Annotated in this window: 12 protein-coding genes; 6 read left to right on the forward strand and 6 right to left on the reverse strand. The window is 70.8% G+C overall.

Going from position 1 to position 16,171, the window contains the following annotated elements; all coding sequences use genetic code 11:
* Positions 1 to 169: 169 nt before the first annotated feature.
* Positions 170 to 1,753 carry an ABC transporter substrate-binding protein gene (locus tag LOKHON_RS05605; protein WP_017928279.1) on the reverse strand — a complete coding sequence of 528 codons (1,584 nt, stop codon included), beginning with the start codon at positions 1,751 to 1,753 and terminating at the stop codon, positions 170 to 172.
* 355 nt (positions 1,754 to 2,108) lie between these two features.
* Here LOKHON_RS05605 and LOKHON_RS16065 point away from each other — a divergent pair, with 355 nt between their 5' ends.
* The 4 genes from LOKHON_RS16065 (at position 2,109) to nadC (ending at position 6,953) form a co-directional block, all read left to right on the forward strand.
* Positions 2,109 to 3,419, forward strand: a complete 1,311-nt coding sequence (locus tag LOKHON_RS16065) for a hypothetical protein (RefSeq protein WP_051585584.1) — start codon at positions 2,109 to 2,111, stop codon at positions 3,417 to 3,419.
* Between the two features lie 71 nt (positions 3,420 to 3,490).
* Positions 3,491 to 4,543: a quinolinate synthase NadA gene (gene nadA, locus LOKHON_RS05615; RefSeq protein WP_017928281.1), complete on the forward strand. Its 1,053-nt coding sequence runs from the start codon at positions 3,491 to 3,493 to the stop codon at positions 4,541 to 4,543.
* A gap of 8 nt (positions 4,544 to 4,551) precedes the next feature.
* The gene (locus LOKHON_RS05620) at positions 4,552 to 6,114 is read left to right on the forward strand and encodes an L-aspartate oxidase (RefSeq protein ID WP_017928282.1); all 1,563 of its coding nucleotides are present in this window, start codon (positions 4,552 to 4,554) and stop codon (positions 6,112 to 6,114) included.
* Positions 6,111 to 6,953: a carboxylating nicotinate-nucleotide diphosphorylase gene (gene nadC / locus LOKHON_RS05625; RefSeq protein WP_017928283.1), complete on the forward strand. Its 843-nt coding sequence runs from the start codon at positions 6,111 to 6,113 to the stop codon at positions 6,951 to 6,953. The genes LOKHON_RS05620 and nadC overlap by 4 nt, the downstream gene beginning before the upstream one ends.
* On the opposite strand, the gene LOKHON_RS05630 is transcribed toward nadC, so the two are convergent.
* The 5 genes from LOKHON_RS05630 to LOKHON_RS05645 form a co-directional block, all read right to left on the reverse strand.
* A complete protein-coding gene (locus LOKHON_RS05630; RefSeq protein WP_017928284.1) occupies positions 6,950 to 8,152 on the reverse strand; it encodes an OpgC family protein in 1,203 nt (400 codons plus the stop codon). The genes nadC and LOKHON_RS05630 overlap by 4 nt on opposite strands.
* Positions 8,145 to 9,929 carry a glucans biosynthesis glucosyltransferase MdoH gene (gene mdoH / locus LOKHON_RS05635; RefSeq protein ID WP_017928285.1) on the reverse strand — a complete coding sequence of 595 codons (1,785 nt, stop codon included), beginning with the start codon at positions 9,927 to 9,929 and terminating at the stop codon, positions 8,145 to 8,147. Before mdoH ends, LOKHON_RS05630 begins: the two co-directional genes overlap by 8 nt.
* A gap of 1 nt (position 9,930) precedes the next feature.
* A complete protein-coding gene (locus tag LOKHON_RS16070) occupies positions 9,931 to 10,107 on the reverse strand; it encodes a hypothetical protein (protein WP_017928286.1) in 177 nt (58 codons plus the stop codon).
* Positions 10,107 to 11,714 (reverse strand): OpgD/OpgG family glucan biosynthesis protein, encoded by a 1,608-nt coding sequence (locus LOKHON_RS05640; RefSeq protein ID WP_017928287.1) that lies wholly within the window; start codon positions 11,712 to 11,714, stop codon positions 10,107 to 10,109. The genes LOKHON_RS16070 and LOKHON_RS05640 overlap by 1 nt, the downstream gene beginning before the upstream one ends.
* Before the next feature lie 135 nt (positions 11,715 to 11,849).
* Complete coding sequence (locus LOKHON_RS05645) at positions 11,850 to 13,619, reverse strand: PAS domain-containing protein (protein ID WP_017928288.1); 1,770 nt, start codon at positions 13,617 to 13,619, stop codon at positions 11,850 to 11,852.
* A 228-nt stretch (positions 13,620 to 13,847) separates the two neighbouring features.
* Between LOKHON_RS05645 and LOKHON_RS05650 the strand changes: the two genes are divergently transcribed.
* Together LOKHON_RS05650 and argE are read left to right on the forward strand one after the other, a co-directional pair.
* On the forward strand, positions 13,848 to 15,032 hold the full coding sequence (locus LOKHON_RS05650; protein ID WP_026147453.1) for a M24 family metallopeptidase: 1,185 nt from the start codon (positions 13,848 to 13,850) through the stop codon (positions 15,030 to 15,032).
* Complete coding sequence (argE, locus tag LOKHON_RS05655) at positions 15,029 to 16,168, forward strand: acetylornithine deacetylase (protein ID WP_017928290.1); 1,140 nt, start codon at positions 15,029 to 15,031, stop codon at positions 16,166 to 16,168. Before LOKHON_RS05650 ends, argE begins: the two co-directional genes overlap by 4 nt.
* The last annotated feature ends 3 nt before the right edge of the window (positions 16,169 to 16,171 follow it).

The following is a 16,171-nucleotide window of genomic DNA, read 5'->3' on the forward strand; positions in this document are numbered from 1 at the left end:
CGCGGCGCATATCACGCGTATCAAGGATCTGTCGAGTTTTCGTGATCCCTGACGCGGGGTCTGTTTCAGACTGCGCCCGGGCTGACGCCTCGGTCAAGCGGCGCGGGCCGGATACGCGAAGGGTCCGGGGCCTTCACGGCCCCGGACCCTGTTGTCGATCCCGCGCGGATTACTCGGCGATCGAGACGTTGTCGAAGATGTGGCCGCCCAGCGGGTGGACGACATAGCCTTCGACCTCGGAGCGCATCGGCATGGCGACGACCGAATGGGCGATGGTGGCCCAGGGCGCCTGCTCCTTGAAGACCTGCTGCGCCTGCTCGTAGAGCGCGGTGCGCTCCTCTTGCGAGCTCTTGGTCTTGGCGTCCTGGATCAGCGCCTCGAACTCCTCGTTGCACCACTGCGCGCGGTTGGAGCCGCCGACACCGTCACAGCCCAGCAGCACGGCGAGGAAGTTGTCCGGGTCGCCGTTGTCGCCGGTCCAGCCCAGAAGCACCGCGCCGTCGCGATCCTCGTCCTTGGAGCGGTCGAGATACTCGCCCCACTCGTAGGAGACGATCTCCACGTCGACGCCGATCTCGGACATGTCTTCCTGGATCAGCTCGGCCATGCGCCGCGCGTTGGGGTTGTAGGGGCGCTGCACCGGCATCGCCCAGATCTTCATCGACAGGTCCGAAACGCCGGCCTCTTCGAGCATCGCCTTGGCGGCCTCGGGATCGTAGGCGTCATCCTCGACCGCGTCGTTGTAGGACCACATGGTCGGCGGGATCGGGTTCTTGGCGACCTCGCCCGAGCCCTGAAACACCACGTCGAGGATCGCCTGCTTGTCGATCGCCATGTTGAGCGCCTTGCGGACCTCGGGCTGGTCGAACGGCGCCTGCTTGGTGTTGTAGGCGAGGTAGCCGACGTTCAGGCCTTCCTGCTCCATCACCTCGATATCCGCGTTTTCCTTCATCGCGGAAATGTCGGCGGGGTTCGGGTAGGGCATGACGTGGCATTCGCCCGCCTGCAGCTTCTGGTAGCGCACGGAGGCATCCGGCGTGATCGCGAAGATCAGGTTCTCGACCTTGGCGGGCTCGCCCCAGTAGTCGTCGAAGCGCTCGAAGCGGATCACCGCGTCCTTCTGGTAGGCCACGAACTCGAACGGGCCGGTGCCGATCGGCTGCTGGTTCAGCATCTCGGGGCTGTCGGCCACGGCGTCGGCGTATTCGGCCGAGAGGATCGAGGCGAAATCCATCGCGAGGTTGGCGATGAAGGGCGCCTCGGGGCGGGTCAGCTTGAACTTGACGGTGTAGTCGTCGACCTTCTCGATGCTCTCGATCAGGTCGGGCATCGACATGCCCTGGTAATATTCCCAGGTGCCGCCCGAGGCCATGTGGAACGGGTGGTCCTCGTTGCCCTGGCGCTCGAAGGTGAACAGCACGTCATCGGCGTTGAAGTCGCGCGACGGCGTGAACCGGTCGTTCGAGTGGAACGGCACGCCCTGGCGCAGCGTGAAGGTGATCTCGGTGCCGTCCTCGGAGACCTCCCAGCTCTCGGCGAGGCCGGGAACCACCTCGGTGGTGCCGGTCTTGAACTCCACGAGCTGGTTGTAGACCGTGTGCGACGAGGCGTCGAAGGTGGTGCCGGAGGTGTAGAGCGCCGGGTCGAAGCCCTCGGGGCTGCCTTCCGAGCAATAGACGAGGTTCTGCGCCTGGGCGGCGCCCGCGAGCGCGAGGGTGGCGGCGCCGGCGGCGAGCCATGTCTTCATCTTCATGTCGTTCTCCCTGTCAGCCCGGCCATTTCCGGCGCGCGAGGCGCCGATCGGCCGATGCGTTGTGACGGCAGGTTGTCCCAGCCGGGCGCGTCAGGCAAGACCCTGTGTCCCTCTGACCCTGCGGAAACGGGACGGATCGCCCGCATTCGGGGGCATCGCCTTCCTTGCTTGCGGCGGCTGTCGCGCCCGGTCATGGTGCGCGGCGCATATCCCCGGACCCGCATCATGGTATTCCCGTTCCGCCCCTCCGCCCGGCGTTCCGCGCCCGCCGCCCCCGTTGCGCGCGGGACGGGCGGGCGCGCCGAACCGCTGCTCGGCGCGGCGCTGATCGCGCTGACGGTTCTCGTGACGCTCGATGACTGGGCCCCGGGCCAGCGGGGCGGGGCGGGCCGCGGCGCTGATGGTGCCGCCGGTGGTGCTGCTGCTGGCGCTCAGGCTTCGGGGGCGGCGGCTCGGCTTCGTCTGGGTGGCGCTGGCGGTGACGGCGGCGCTCTGGGCGCAGGGCGGCGACTGGGGCGCCAGGGTGATGGCGGGCCTGGGCGCGGCGGCCTTCATCGGCGCCTTCTTCTCGGCGCTCGCCACGCTGCGCGCCGCCGCCGAGACGTCGCCCGCGATCCGCGCCTGCGGGCAATATCTCGCGGCGCAGCCGCCGGGGCGGCGCTATCTCGCGCTGACCACCGGGGCGCAGGCCTTTTCGGTGCTGCTCAATTACGGCTCCATCGCGCTTCTGGGCAGCCTTTCGGTCGCCAGCTCCGAGCGCGAGAGCGATCCCGAGATCCGCTTTCACCGCACCCGCCGGATGCTGCTCGCGATCCAGCGCGGCTTCGTCTCGGTGCTGCCATGGTCGCCGCTGTCGTTTTCCGTGGCGATCACCGGCGCGCTGCTGCCGGGCGCGCCCTATCGCGACACGGTCGGCCCGGCGCTGGTGACGGGGCTGATCGTCGCCGGGACCGGCTGGGCGATGGACCAGATCTTCAAGCCGAGGCTCAGCCGTCCGCCACGGCGCCACAAGCCCGAGGGCGGGCCGTCGGCGCTGTTGCCGCTGGCGCTGCTGCTGGCGCTGCTGGGCGGGCCGGTCTGGCTGCTGCATGTGGCGTTCGGGGTGCGGGTCGTCGGCGTAGTGCTCCTGGTGGTGCCGCTCCTGGCGCTGGGCTGGGTGATCTTGCAGGAGGGCGCGGGCGGTGCCGTGCGGCGGGCCGGGCGTTTCGCCGCGCAGGAGGTGCCGCGCTACCGCCCCGAGCTGACGCTCCTGATGATGGCGGGCTATATCGGCACCGCCGGGGCCGGGCTGCTGGCGCCGCACATGGCCGGTGTCGCGCCGGTGATCGCGGCGCTGCCCGGCCCGCTGATCCTCGGGCTTCTGGTGTGGTTCATCCCGGTCACAGGCCAGCTCGGCATGAACCCGATCCTGGGCGTGACGCTGCTGTTTCCGCTCCTGCCGCCGCCCGAGGCGATGGGGGTGAGCCCGGTTGCGCTGTTCATCGCCATCACCGCCGGCTGGGCGCTGTCGGGCATCACCTCGCCCTTCACCGCGACGACGCTGCTGACGGGCAATTTCGCGAACAAGAGCGCGCTGCATGTCGGGCTGAAGTGGAACGGAGCCTATGCCGCCGTGACCGGCACGCTGCTGACGCTCTGGGCGGTGGGTTTCGGGCTGTGGGCGTGACGCGCGATCTGGAACTTTGCCCGGCGCCGCTGTATGAGGCAGCTCCAACCGGCTGACGCGAGGTGAAGCACATGTTCGAGACACGCATCATGCGCGAGGAACTCGCGCGGCATTACGACCTCGCGCCATCGGTCGAGGCCGCCGAGCGGCAGGCCGATCTTTTCGCGCGCATGGACAAGGTGCTCAGCCCGGTCGACTGGGCCATGCACGCCCCCTATGTGGAGGCGATCAACAAGCTCAAGCGCGAGCGGGGCGCGGTGATCCTCGCCCACAACTACATGACGCCCGAGATCTATCACGGCGTGGCCGACGTGGTGGGCGACAGCCTGCAGCTCGCGATCGAGGCGACCCGCGTCGAGGCGCCGGTGATCGTGCAATGCGGCGTGCATTTCATGGCCGAGACCTCGAAGATCCTGAACCCCGCGAAAACCGTGCTGATGCCCGACATGGAGGCGGGTTGCTCGCTGGCCGAAAGCATCACGGCAGAGGGCATCGCCGAGATGCGCGCGAAATATCCCGGCGCGCCGGTGGTGAGCTACGTCAACACCACGGCAGAGGTGAAGGCGGCGTCGGACATCTGCTGCACCTCGTCCAACGCGCTGCAGATCATCGAGGCGCTCGACGCCGAGACGATCATCATGACCCCCGACCAGCATCTCGCGCGCAACGTCGCCAAGGCGTCCTCGAAGCGCATCGTCTGGTGGGAGGGCAGCTGCATCGTGCACGAGCAGTACACGGCGGAGGAAATGCGCGCCTATCGCGAGGCCGACCCCGAGGTGAAGATCATCGCCCACCCCGAGTGTACCACCGAGGTCACGGCGGAAGCGGATTTCACCGGCTCGACCAGCGGCATCATCGACTGGATCGACCGCGAGCGCCCGAAGAAGGCGCTTCTGGTCACCGAATGCTCGATGGCCTCGAACATCACCGACGCCTTCCCGGACGTGACCTTCCAGAAGCCGTGCAACATGTGCCCCTACATGAAGATGATCAGCCTCGAGAAGGTGCTGTGGTCGCTGCATACCATGTCGCCCGAGGTCGTGGTGCCCGAGGAGGTCGCGATCCCGGCCCGCCGCGCGGTGGAGCGGATGATCGAATTGTCGCGCAGCCTGGCGAAGGCCTGAGCTTGGCGATGACCCGCCTGCGCACCGAGCGCATCGTCATCATCGGTGCCGGTCTTGGCGCGATCTCGGCGGCGCTGGCGCTGGCGCCGCGCCCGGTGCTGATGATCGCGCCCGAGCCGCCGGGGCAGGGGGCAAGCTCGGCCTGGGCGCAGGGCGGCGTCGCCGCCGCCATGGCCGCGACCGACAGCGCCGCGGCCCATGCCGCCGACACGGTGGCGGCGGGGGCGGGCACGGTGGACGCGGCCATCGCCGACATGGTCACCCGCGCCGCGCGCGAACACATCGCCGAGCTGACCGATCTCGGCACGCCGTTCGACCGCGACGCGCAGGGCGGCTACGTGCTGTCGCGCGAGGCGGCGCACAGCGCCGCCCGCGTCGTGCGGGTCAAGGGCGACCAGGCGGGCCGCCAGATCATGGACGCGCTGATCGCCGCCCTGGCGCGCACGCCGTCGGTGCAGGTGCTGCCCGGCGCGCTGCTCACCGGGATCGAGGCGCGGGATGGCCGTGCCACCGGCGTGGTGATCGAGGCGGCGGGCGGCTCGGCCCCGGTCACCATCGAGGCGCCCGCCGTGCTGCTGGCGGGCGGCGGATCGGGCGGGCTGTGGCTGCACACCACCAATCCGCCCCGCATCCGCGGACAGGTGATCGGCGCGGCGGCCCGCGCCGGCGCGGTGATCGCCGACGCCGAATTCGTGCAGTTCCACCCCACCGCCATCGCCAGCGGCGAAGACCCGCTGCCGCTTGCCACCGAGGCGCTGCGCGGGGAGGGGGCGTGGCTCGTCAACGATAACGGCGACCGCTTCATGACGGCGATTCACCCCGACGCCGAGCTGGCCCCGCGCGACATCGTCGCCCGCGCCGTATTCGCCGAGCGGCAGGCCGGGCGCCACCCGGCGCTCGACACCCGCGCGGCCTTGGGTGCCAGCGTGGTGGAGCGGTTCCCGGCGGTGGCCGAGGCCTGCGCGCGCGCGGGCATCGACCCCGTGCAGGGCACCATCCCCGTTGCCGCGGCGGCGCATTACCACATGGGCGGGATCGAGACGGATGCGCGCGGACGCAGCAGCCTCGAAGGTCTCTGGGCCTGCGGCGAAGCGGCCTCGACCGGGCTGCATGGCGCCAACCGTCTTGCGTCGAACGGGCTTCTGGAGGCGCTTGTCTTCGCGCGGCGCTGCGCCGGGGACATCCTTGCCGAAACGCCCGCCCCGGCGCATTGCCCGGAGGTGGAGATCGCCTTTGCCCCCGGCGGCCACGCCCCCGCGCCCGAGGCCGTGGCCCGGCTGCGCCGCCTGATGACCGACCATGTCGCGGTGCTGCGCGATCGTGCCGGGCTGCGCCGGGCGCTGGCGGGGATCGCCACGCTGGAGGCCGAGGAGCCCGCGCCGGTCTTTCACGCCATGACCGCGACCGCCACGCTGATCGCCGCGAGCGCGCTTTCGCGCACCGAAAGCCGGGGCGGCCATTGCCGCACCGATCACCCCGAACCCGATCCCGCGCAGGCGCGCCGCAGCCGCCTGACGCTCGACGACGCCCTGAGCATCCGCGCGACCTGCGCGGCCACGGAGACCGCATGACCCAGATCCCCGACCTGCTGTTCGAACCGATGCTGCGCCACGCGCTGCACGAGGATCTCGGCGTTTACGGCGACGTCACCACCCGCGCCGTGATCCCCGCCGGCACGACCTATGCCGCGCGGATCAACGCGCGCGAGGCGGGCGTGGTCTCGGGGCTTCAGATCGCCGCCATCGCGTTCCGTCTCGTCGATCCGGCGCTGAAGATCACGCCCCGTGTCTCCGACGGCCAGCCCTGCACCCCCGGCGACACGCTGATGGAGATCGAAGGCGCGGCGGCGTCGATCCTCTCGGCCGAGCGGGTCGCGCTCAACTTCGCGGGACGGCTTTCGGGCATCGCCACGCTGACCGCGAGCTTCGTGGCCGAGACGCGCGGCACAAAGACCCGCGTCACCTGCACCCGCAAGACCACGCCCGGCCTGCGCGCCGCCGAGAAGCTCGCGGTGCTGCATGGCGGCGGGTTCAACCACCGCTACGGGCTGTCGGACGCGATCCTGATCAAGGACAACCACATCGCCGCGGCGGGCGGCATCCGCGCCGCGCTGGCGGCGGCGAGTGCCTCGGCCTCGCACATGCTGAAGATCGAGATCGAGGTCGACACGCTCGACCAGCTTTCCGAGGTGCTAGAGGTCGGCGGCGCGGATGTCGTGCTGCTCGACAACATGTCGACGCCCGATCTCGCCCGCGCGGTCGAAATGGTCGCGGGCCGTCTGGTCACCGAGGCCTCGGGCAACATGAAGCGCGAGCGGGTGGCCGAGGTCTGCGCCACCGGGGTCGACTACGTGTCGTCGGGCGCGCTGACCCATTCGGCGCGCACCCTCGATCTCGGTCTCGATTTCTAGGCGGCGCGCGCCAGCCCCGCGGGCGGTGTCGGGGCCGGGACGGCGCGGGCCGCGCCGCCGCGGTCGGCGGGCCAGTGCTGCCGCGCCGCCGCGAAGGCGAGCTGCAACGCCAGCCCCGCGCCGAGCATCATGGTGTCGAGCGCGAAATTCTCGCCGGTCCCGGTCTTGATCCCCTGGATCAGGTAGATCGAGATCGAGCCCAGCGCGAAGACCGGCAGCGCCTGCCGCCCCAGCAGCGCGAAAGGCGCCGCCGCGCGCGACGCGCAGGCGTCCCGCACCGCGCTCCACGATGCCAGGACGTAGAACAGCGCCAGCAGGTGCAACAGGCGCGGCAGGTTCAGATAGGGCTTGTTGAAGCTGGTCATGAAGCCCGGCACGCCGTTCTGGTTGGCCATCCACAAAAGATGGTTGCCGGTCTTGCCGATCACCGGAACGGTCATCCAGGCCAGCGACAAGAGCAGGAACGCCACCGCCAGCGCCATGATCCAGCGCCGGGCCGGAACGAGACGGCGGCCTTGCTTGGCGGCGATCCCGGTGACGAGGCCGAGCACGAACAAAAGCTGCCATGCGGGTGGGCTGAACTGCCATCCCCCGGTGGGATAATTGGGCAGGGTCAGCCGGAAATACGTCGCCGCCAGCCACAGCGCGACAGAGGCCGCGAGCGTCCAGAGCGGGCGGCGCACCGCGCACCAGATCACCAGCGGCGCCGCCATCAGCAGCACGAAGTAAAGCGGCAGGATATTGGCATAGCCGATCTGGAAGCCCAGCGTCGGCACGCCGATCAGGAACCCCAGAGGGTCGCGGAACAACAACCCGATGCCGTGCTTCCACAGCATCGCGGGCATGTCGGCGAACACCGCCAGCGCCGCCGCGATCGCCAGCGCCCCGAAGGTGACCAGAAGATGCACGAGGTAAAGCGTCCAGGCCCGGCGCCAGATCTTCGCCACGCCCTGCCAGGGCCAGCGCACCCGGAAGCCCGAGGAATAGGCGAGACCGGCCGAGATCCCGGCCATCAGCACGAAGCCCTCGGCGGCGTCGGAAAAGCCGAAATTGCGGCTGGTCCAGTCTTCCCAGAAATTGCCCGGCACGTGGTTGATGAAGATCATCACCAGCGCGATGCCGCGCAGCACGTCGAGCCGCGGATCGCGAAGCTTGGGCTGGCCGCGCGCCACGGGGATCGAGACGGGGGCGTCAGACATGTTGCGGCTCCTGCGCGGGCGCGGCGGTCGCGGGGGTCTCATCGGTGCCGGGGGCGGGGCCGCGGCTCCAATCGGCCATGATCGCGTCCTGCCGGGCGAGAATCGGGTCCGGGCGGGTTTCCGACGGCACGGCAAAAAGCGCGCGCGAGGGCAGCGAGGTGGCCCAGATCACCAGCGGCGCCGCGATCATCGGGCCCGCCACCGGGATCAGCCAGCCCACCAGCTCGGGCGACAGCCGCCACGTGATCGCCAGCCCGGCCAGCCCGACGACCGAGATCCAGCGGCTCGCTTGCCAGCTTTCGATCAGGCCGAGCCGCCCTTCGCCGCGCGCCGAGGCCGGCCAGCCGCCATCGCGGCCCGACAGCACCTGAAGCACCGATCTGGTCTGGAACATCAGGAAGATCGGCGCGGTGACGCTCGACAGGGCGATCTCGGCCAGGGTCGAGCCCATCAGCCGCGCCGCCCCGCCAAAGCCCGCCGCCCGGCCCGAGCGGATCGCCTGCACGGCGATCATCAGCTTGGGCAGGATCAGAAGGCCGAGCACGCCGATGATCAGCCCGGCGGTGCGGGTGGTCTCGTTCGGCGGCAGCACCGGAAAGGACCAGCCGTCGAGCGGAAAGTAATCGGGTTCGACCCGCAGCGCCGGGGCGAGGATCGTGGTGGCGAGAAAGCCCAGCCAGAACAGCGAGGAGACATAGGCGAGGATGCCTTGCACGAACACGAAACGGCTCCATGGGCGCAGCCCCGGAGCGGCCAGAAGCCGCGCGTGCTGCAGGTTGCCCTGGCACCAGCGCCGGTCGCGTTTGGCATGGGCGAGGATGTTCTCGGGGCCTTCCTCGAAGGAGCCCGAAAGATCCTCGTCGAGCCGCACGATCCAGCCCGCGCGCGCCAGAAGCGCCGCCTCGACATAGTCGTGGCTCAGGATATGGCCGCCGAAGGGCGGCGGCCCGGCAAGATCGGGCAGCGCGCAGCTTTCGGCGAAGGCGCGCACCCGCACCATGGCGTTGTGGCCCCAAAAGGGGCCCGTCTCGCCCTGAAGCCGGGCGACGCCGCGCGCGAAAATCGGCGAATGCAGCGCCGCCGAGAATTGCATCGCGCGGCCGAAGACCGAACTCGCGCGGATCACGCCGGGCAGGCTTTGCAGCAGGCCGAGCCGCGGTTCGGCCTCCATGCGGCGCGCCATCTCGATGATGGTGTCGGGCGCCATCAGGCTGTCGGCATCGAGGATCAGCGCGAATTCATAGGCCGCGCCGGAGGTTTTCAGGAAATCCTCGATATTGCCCGCCTTGCGGCCCGCATTCGAGCTGCGGCGGCGATAGAAGATGCGGCCTTCGGCGTCGCGGCTGCGCAGCAGCTCGAGATACCACGCCGCCTCGCGCGCGGCCCCGTGCGCCGAGCGGGTGTCGGACAGGATCGCGATGTCGAACAGCCCGGCCTGCGGCGTGTCGGCCAGCGCGGCGTCCATCGCGGCGATGCGGGCGAAGGTGGCCTGCGGGTCCTCTTCATGCACCGGCACGAGGATCGCGCAGCGCCCGCGCGGCGTGGCGCGGCGCGGCTGCGGGGCGGGGGCGGGCCAAAGCCCCAGCGCCGCCTGCGCCGCGCCCCATGCGAGCCAGAAGGTCGCCATCAGGATCAGCAGCGCGCGCGTCAATTCGACCCACAGCCCGCCGGTCTGGCGCTGGGCGAAGAACAACGCGAACGCGCCCGCGGCCAGCGCCAGGCTTGCCCCCAGCGCCACCATGCGGGCCCGGGTCACCGGGCCGATCGAGCGGGTCATCTCAGGCGTCCAGCCGTGGCGTCAGCAGCGCCCGCAGGCGGGCCAAAAATGCCGGGGCGAGATCGCGTTCGAGCTGCTGGCGCGGCATCGCGAGCGGCGCATCGGGCAGCGCGCCGCGGCGGGCGGCCTCGGCCTGCGGGGCCGGGGCGTCGGGGCGGTGGGTGGTCTGGTCGAGCATCAGGCGTTGATCCACTGGTAGAGCCAGGTTTCCGAAAGCTTGCGGCCGAACCCGGCCACATGCGCGCTCAATTCGACCGTGGCCCCTTCGGGCGCGGCGACGTCGAGCACCGCGCGCCACTGGCCGCTGGCCTCGATCCGCTCCAGCGTCTGCGACAGGATCTCGCCGCCTTGGGCCTGTGCCCGCAGCGCGATCTGCGCATCCGCCGTCAGCCGGTCGAGCGCGCCGCCTTCGAGATCGATCACGAACTTGCGGGTGCCGGCCTCGCTTTCGACGCCGGACACGCCGCCGGCACCGGCGCGCGTTTGGGCCACATAGGCAATCTCGGCGTCGGGGCCAGGGGGCAGGTCGCCCCAGCGCATCCGGTAGGCGAATTCACGCTCGTCACCGGCGGCGATCTTCGCTTCGGGCACCCAGAAGGCGACGATGTTGTCATTGGCCTCGAGCTCGGTCGGGATCTCCACCAGCCGCACCGCGCCGCGGCCCCAGTCGCCGATCGGCTCGATTCTCAAGGAAGGCCGCCGGTCATAGCGCGCGCCGCTGTCTTGGTAGGAGGCAAAGGCGCGGTCGCGCTGGTGCAGCCCGAAGCCGCGCGGGCTTTGCTCGCCGAAATAGGAGCTGGCGAGCCGCGGCGGGTTGCTGAGCGGACGCCACAGCACGTCGCCGTCGCGCCGTTCGATCCTGAGCCCGTCGCTGTCATGCACGGCGGGGCGGTAATCGTCGAAATCGGCGCGGTTGGTCTCGGAGAACAGGTACATGGAGGTCAGCGGCGCGATGCCGAGCTGTTCGGGCGCACGGCGGAAGAACAGCCGCGCCGTCACCTCGATCTCGGTCTCGGCGCCGGGCCGGACCACGAGCCTGTAGGCGCCGGTCAGCGTCTCGCTTTCGAGCGCGGCATAGATCGTCACGGTTTCGGCGCCCGGCTCCAGCCAGAACCGGGTGAAGCGGGGGAATTCCTCGGCGTTCGAGGTGGCGGTGTCGATGGCCACGCCGCGCGCGCTCAGCCCGTAGCGGCTGTCGCGGCCCAGCGCCCGGAAATAGCTCGCGCCGAGAAAGGCGACCAGCTCGTCCTCGCGGTCGGGCCGGTTCAGCGGCGCGTTGAGCCGGAAGCCCGCGACGCCGGGCAGCTCGGCCACGTCGCGGGCCTTCTCTGCCAGGCGGCCGTGATACTCGAAATCCTGCGTGCCGAATTCCATCGGGTGCGCCATGCCGTCCTGCAGGTGGTAAAGCTGCACCGGCTCCTCGAACAGCCAGCCCATGTGAAAGGCATGAAGCTTGAACGGCGTCTTGGCCTCGCGCCAGCGGGCGCGTTCGGGTTTGAAGCCGATCAGGCGATAGTCGTCATAGCCCAGCGGGCCAAGCGGCAGGGCCGGCTTCTCGACCGGGGCGGGGTCGCGCGCGGCGCGCGCGCGCATCTGCGCGGTCAGCATGTCGAAATCGAACGGCGTCGGCGCGTCCGTCCCGGCCGGCGGGATCACCCGCGGCGCCTCACCCTGGGCGCGCAGCGGGGCGCCGCCGAGACCGGCGAGCAGCGTGGCGGAGGCCCCGATGGCGCGCAGCAGGGAACGTCGGTCGAAACGGGGAGGCGAAGTCGAAAAATCGGGCATGGCTGGTCTTTTAGGCATGGGGGGTGGCGGGGAAAGCTCCCCGCGCTTTGCGTCTTCCCATGATCCAGACGGGCGCCTGTTGCAATGCGTGAGTGCCGCGGTCGGCCATGCACCGCCACTTCGGGCGGCAGGTGATCAAGCGGGCAGCGGCAAATGGATCTCGTGCCGCATTCCGGGCAGGCTGCGGCTGTCGATGCGGGCGCTGATCTGCGCGCAGAGCCCGGCCACCAGCCGCGTGCCAAGGCCCGACCCCGCAGTCGAAACGGCGGATCGCTCGGGGCCGCGCCCGTCATCCTCGACCACCACCAGCACGCCGCCATCCGCGGTGCGCGACAGCCGCAGCGCGATCCGGCCGCCGCCCTGCGGAAAGGCGTATTTGATGGCATTGGTGACCAGCTCGTTGACCACGATCCCCAGCGGCACGGCCCGGTCGAGGTCGAGCTCGACCGCCGCGGCGTCGCAGTCGAGCGCGATGCCGGTGCCCTCGAGCACCGAGCGGCGCAGCTTGGCCGCGAGATCCCTCAGATAGGCCCCGAAATCGACCCGGCCCGGCCCCTCGTCGAAATCGAGCTGGGCATGCAGCGCGCTGACCGCCTCGATCCGCTCGATCGCCGCGGCAAAGGCCTTGGGGCCCGGATCGCGCCCGGCTTCGAGCCGCAGCATCGATAGGATCAGGTGCAGGTTGTTCTTCATGCGGTGGTTCAGCTCGGCCAGAAGCGTCTGGCGATGCGCCAGCGCCGCCTCGCGTTCGGCCTCGATCCGCTTGGCCTCCGTGATGTCGGTGATCGCGCCGATCAGGCGCCGGCTGCCATCGGCCAGCCGCACCATCCGGCCACGCGTGCTGACCCAGCGCAGGGCGCCGCCGCCGGGCGACAGCCGGTAGGTGCGCGACGCCTCGCCGCCCTCGGGGCAGCCGCCCAGAAGATCGCGCAGCGCCGCGCGGTCGTCGGCGTGCACCTGCCCGAGATAGGTCTCGACCGGCCGCGGCGCGGAGGCGGCGGGCAGGCCGAACATCTCCTGCGTGCGGGCCGAGGCAGTGACGAGACCGGTTTCGGGGTCGAACTCCCAGGTGCCGATGGCGGCGATCTCGAGGCTCATGCCAAGCATCATCGCCGCGCGTTCGCGCGCCGCCTCGCGGTCGCGCTGCGCGGTGATGTCGAGCATGACCCCGTCCCAGACCAGCGCCCCGTCGGCGCGCGGATGCGGGCGCGCAACCGAGCGGATCCAGCGGTCGGGGCCGTCGGGCCGCCGGAACCGCGCCTCGCAGTCGAGCCGTTCCATCGATGCCGCGGCCTCGGCATAGCGGGCGGCCATGGCGGGGCGATCCTCGGGATGGATCAGCGCATCCGGGCTTTCGGGGGGGACAAAGGCGTCCGGGGCGCCGCGAAACAGCGGGTACTCGCTGCGCCCGTCGGGGTGGACGACGCGCCGGAAGATGTAGCCGGGCAGGTTCTCGGTCACGCTGCGCAGCCGCGCCTCGCTTTCGGCCAGCGCCGCCTCGGCCTCGCGCCGCGCGGTGATGTCGACGCAGCTGCCGATGAAACCGGTCAGCCGCCCCTCGGGATCGAAGCGCGGCGCCCCGGAATCGAGCATCCAGCGCCATGCCCCGTCATGCCGCAACAGCCGGTATTCCACCTGGAAGGCGCGGCCCTCGGACAGCGCGTCGGCGTAATCGCCCAGCCCGTCGAGATCCTCGGGATGGATGCCGCGCAGCCAGCCGCCGCCGATCTCCTGCGACAGGTCGCGGCCCCGGAAGGCGAGCCAGGCGCGGTTGAAATAGCTGCCCTCGTAATCGGCATCCGACAGCCACATCGGAAGGGGCGACTGGTCCAGCGCCGCGAGAAAGGCCGCGTCCTCGGGCTGCGGGGCGCAATGGCGGAGATCTTCTGCGCTGCTCGTATCCATCCAAACGCCCACTGCCCGATCCCATACTTTGGTATAGCCTCATCCCTGCGTTGCAGCCAAGCTTTGTCATGCCCGGCATGGAACCGGCGGGTTCCCGCCATCCCCGCCCCGGCCCCGGCGGGATATCGCCCAATCGCGAAGGTCGTTTTCGAACCTGCAGGCGCCGCCGATGGCATTGACCGGGGCGGGCGCGCCGGGCTCGGCTGGACCGGGATGCAGGAGGGCTTCATGGGACCGCACGCCGCCGCTTTCGATCGCGCCGAATACGACCGCCGCCTTGCCGCGACCCGCGCCGCGATGGCGCGGGCCGGGATCGACATTCTCTTCGTCACCGACCCGTCGAACCAGAACTGGCTCACCGGCTATGACGGCTGGTCCTTCTACGTGCATCAGGGCGTGATCCTGCCGCTCGACGGCGATCCCTGCTGGTGGGGCCGGATGCAGGACACCGCCGGGGCGCAGCGCACCGTCTGGATGCCCGAGGCCTGCATCCTGGGCTATGACGACCGCTACGTGCAGTCGGCCACCCGCCACCCGATGCAGGATCTCGCCGCGCGGCTGATCGGCATGGGGCAGGGCCGCGCGCGGATCGGCGTGGAGATGGACAATTACTATTACTCGGCCAAGGCCCATGCCGTGCTCGGGACGGCGCTGCCCGACGCGGCGCTGGTGGATGCCACCGCGCTGGTGAACTGGCAGCGGCTGGTGAAATCGCCGCCCGAGATCGCGACGATGCGCCGCGCGGCCCGGATCTCCGAGCGCATCGCGCGGCTCGCGATCGAGCTGGCCGAACCGGGATTGCCCAAGAACGAGCTGGTGGGCGAGGTGATGCGCGCCGCCGTGCGCGGCGTCGGTGACGATTGGGGCGATTACGCCGCCATCGTGCCGCTCATGCCCTCGGGCGCGGATGCGAGCGCGCCGCACCTGACGTGGAACGGCGAAGCGATGCGGCGCGGCGAGGCGACCTTCTTCGAATTGTCGGGCTGCGTGCGCCGATATCACGCGCCGTTGTGCCGCACCGTGCATCTGGGAACGCCGCCCGACGAGATGGCCCGCGCCTCGGACGCGCTGTGCGAGGGGCTGGAGGCCGGGCTTGCCGCGGCGCGGCCCGGCAACACCACGCAGGACATCGCCGCCGCGCTGCACGCGCCGCTCCGGCGGATCGGCATCCACCGGCCCAATCGCTGCGGCTACCCGGTCGGGCTGAGCTATCCGCCGGATTGGGGCGAGCGCACGGCGAGCCTGCGCAAGGGCGACCTGACGGTGCTGGAGCCGGGCATGACGTTCCATTTCATGCCGGGGCTGTGGATGGAGAGCTGGGGGCTGGAGACCACCGAGACGATCCTGATCCGCGAGGACGGCCCGGCGGAGACGCTGTGCGATCTCGACCGCACGCTGTTCGTGAAGCCATGAGCAGATTTGAGGAGACCGTCGCGCTGCTGGCCGAGATGATCGCGCATCCGACGGTGTCGGACCGGTCCAACCGCGATCTCGCCAAGCTTTTGGCGGCCCGGCTCGGGGAAGCGGGCGCGCGGTGCCGGTTGTTGCCCGATGCTTCGGGGGAGAAGGTCAATCTGCTGGCCTCGCTCGGCCCCGAGGCGGAGGGCGGGCTGATGCTGTCGGGCCATCTCGACGTGGTGCCCGCGGGGGCGGGCTGGTCCTCGGACCCGTTCCGGCTGCGCCGTGCCGATGGGCGGCTGTATGGTCGCGGCAGCTGCGACATGAAGGGCTTCGTCGCCGCCTGCGTGGCGATGGCGCCGCGGCTCGGGGCCTGCGGCGTGCCGGTGCATGTCGCGCTGACCCATGACGAGGAGATCGGGTGCCTCGGCGCCCGCGCGCTGGCCAGGGCGATGGCGCGCGACGGGCCGCGCCCGGCCATGGCGATCGTGGGCGAGCCGACGCGCATGGCGGTGATCGACGGGCACAAGGGCTGCTTTGAATACACCACCCGCTTTACCGGGCGCGACGGCCATGGCTCGGCCCCCGACCGGGGGATCGATGCCGGGCTGGCGGCGGCGCGCTTCGTGCTGCGGCTCGACGCACTGGCGCAGGAGCTGAAGCGGCTGCGCCCCGAGGGCGCCTTCGATCCGCCATGGGCCACGATCAACCCCGGGCGGATCGTGGCCGGGGCCGCGCGCAACGTGATCGCGGGGCAGGCGGAGGTGGACTGGGAGATGCGGCCCGTGACCGAAGCCGAGGCGTCGCACGTGAAACGCGCGCTCGCCGCCCATGAACGGGCCGAGAGGGCGGCGCATCCGGGGCTTGGGATCGAAACCGAAACCCTTGGCGAAGTCGCGGGGCTGGAGCCGCGGACGGCCAACGCGGCGCGCGACCTGCTGACCGGGCTTTTGGGCGGGACGGCCGGACGGGTGCCCTTCGGCACCGAGGCGGGGCTCTGGCAGGGGGTGGGGATCGACACGGTGCTGTGCGGCCCCGGCGATATCGCGCAGGCGCATCGCCCCGATGAATTCGTCGAGGAGGCGCAGATCGCCGCCTGCCTCGACATGCTGGACCGGGTGGCGGCCCGGCTCGGAGCCGGGCCGGGGTGAGGG

This window comes from Limimaricola hongkongensis DSM 17492 (assembly GCF_000600975.2).
GTDB classification, from domain to species: Bacteria; Pseudomonadota; Alphaproteobacteria; order Rhodobacterales; family Rhodobacteraceae; genus Limimaricola; species Limimaricola hongkongensis.

Excerpts from the sequence above, each read along its gene's own strand:
- LOKHON_RS05605 (WP_017928279.1), bottom strand. The coding sequence starts at position 1,753 with ATGAAGATGAAGACATGGCTCGCCGCCGGCGCCGCCACCCTCGCGCTC.
- LOKHON_RS16065 (WP_051585584.1), top strand. The coding sequence starts at position 2,109 with ATGACTGGGCCCCGGGCCAGCGGGGCGGGGCGGGCCGCGGCGCTGATG.
- nadA (WP_017928281.1), top strand. The coding sequence starts at position 3,491 with ATGTTCGAGACACGCATCATGCGCGAGGAACTCGCGCGGCATTACGAC.
- LOKHON_RS05620 (WP_017928282.1), top strand. The coding sequence starts at position 4,552 with ATGACCCGCCTGCGCACCGAGCGCATCGTCATCATCGGTGCCGGTCTT.
- nadC (WP_017928283.1), top strand. The coding sequence starts at position 6,111 with ATGACCCAGATCCCCGACCTGCTGTTCGAACCGATGCTGCGCCACGCG.
- LOKHON_RS05630 (WP_017928284.1), bottom strand. The coding sequence starts at position 8,152 with ATGTCTGACGCCCCCGTCTCGATCCCCGTGGCGCGCGGCCAGCCCAAG.
- mdoH (WP_017928285.1), bottom strand. The coding sequence starts at position 9,929 with ATGACCCGCTCGATCGGCCCGGTGACCCGGGCCCGCATGGTGGCGCTG.
- LOKHON_RS16070 (WP_017928286.1), bottom strand. The coding sequence starts at position 10,107 with ATGCTCGACCAGACCACCCACCGCCCCGACGCCCCGGCCCCGCAGGCC.
- LOKHON_RS05640 (WP_017928287.1), bottom strand. The coding sequence starts at position 11,714 with ATGCCCGATTTTTCGACTTCGCCTCCCCGTTTCGACCGACGTTCCCTG.
- LOKHON_RS05645 (WP_017928288.1), bottom strand. The coding sequence starts at position 13,619 with ATGGATACGAGCAGCGCAGAAGATCTCCGCCATTGCGCCCCGCAGCCC.
- LOKHON_RS05650 (WP_026147453.1), top strand. The coding sequence starts at position 13,848 with ATGGGACCGCACGCCGCCGCTTTCGATCGCGCCGAATACGACCGCCGC.
- argE (WP_017928290.1), top strand. The coding sequence starts at position 15,029 with ATGAGCAGATTTGAGGAGACCGTCGCGCTGCTGGCCGAGATGATCGCG.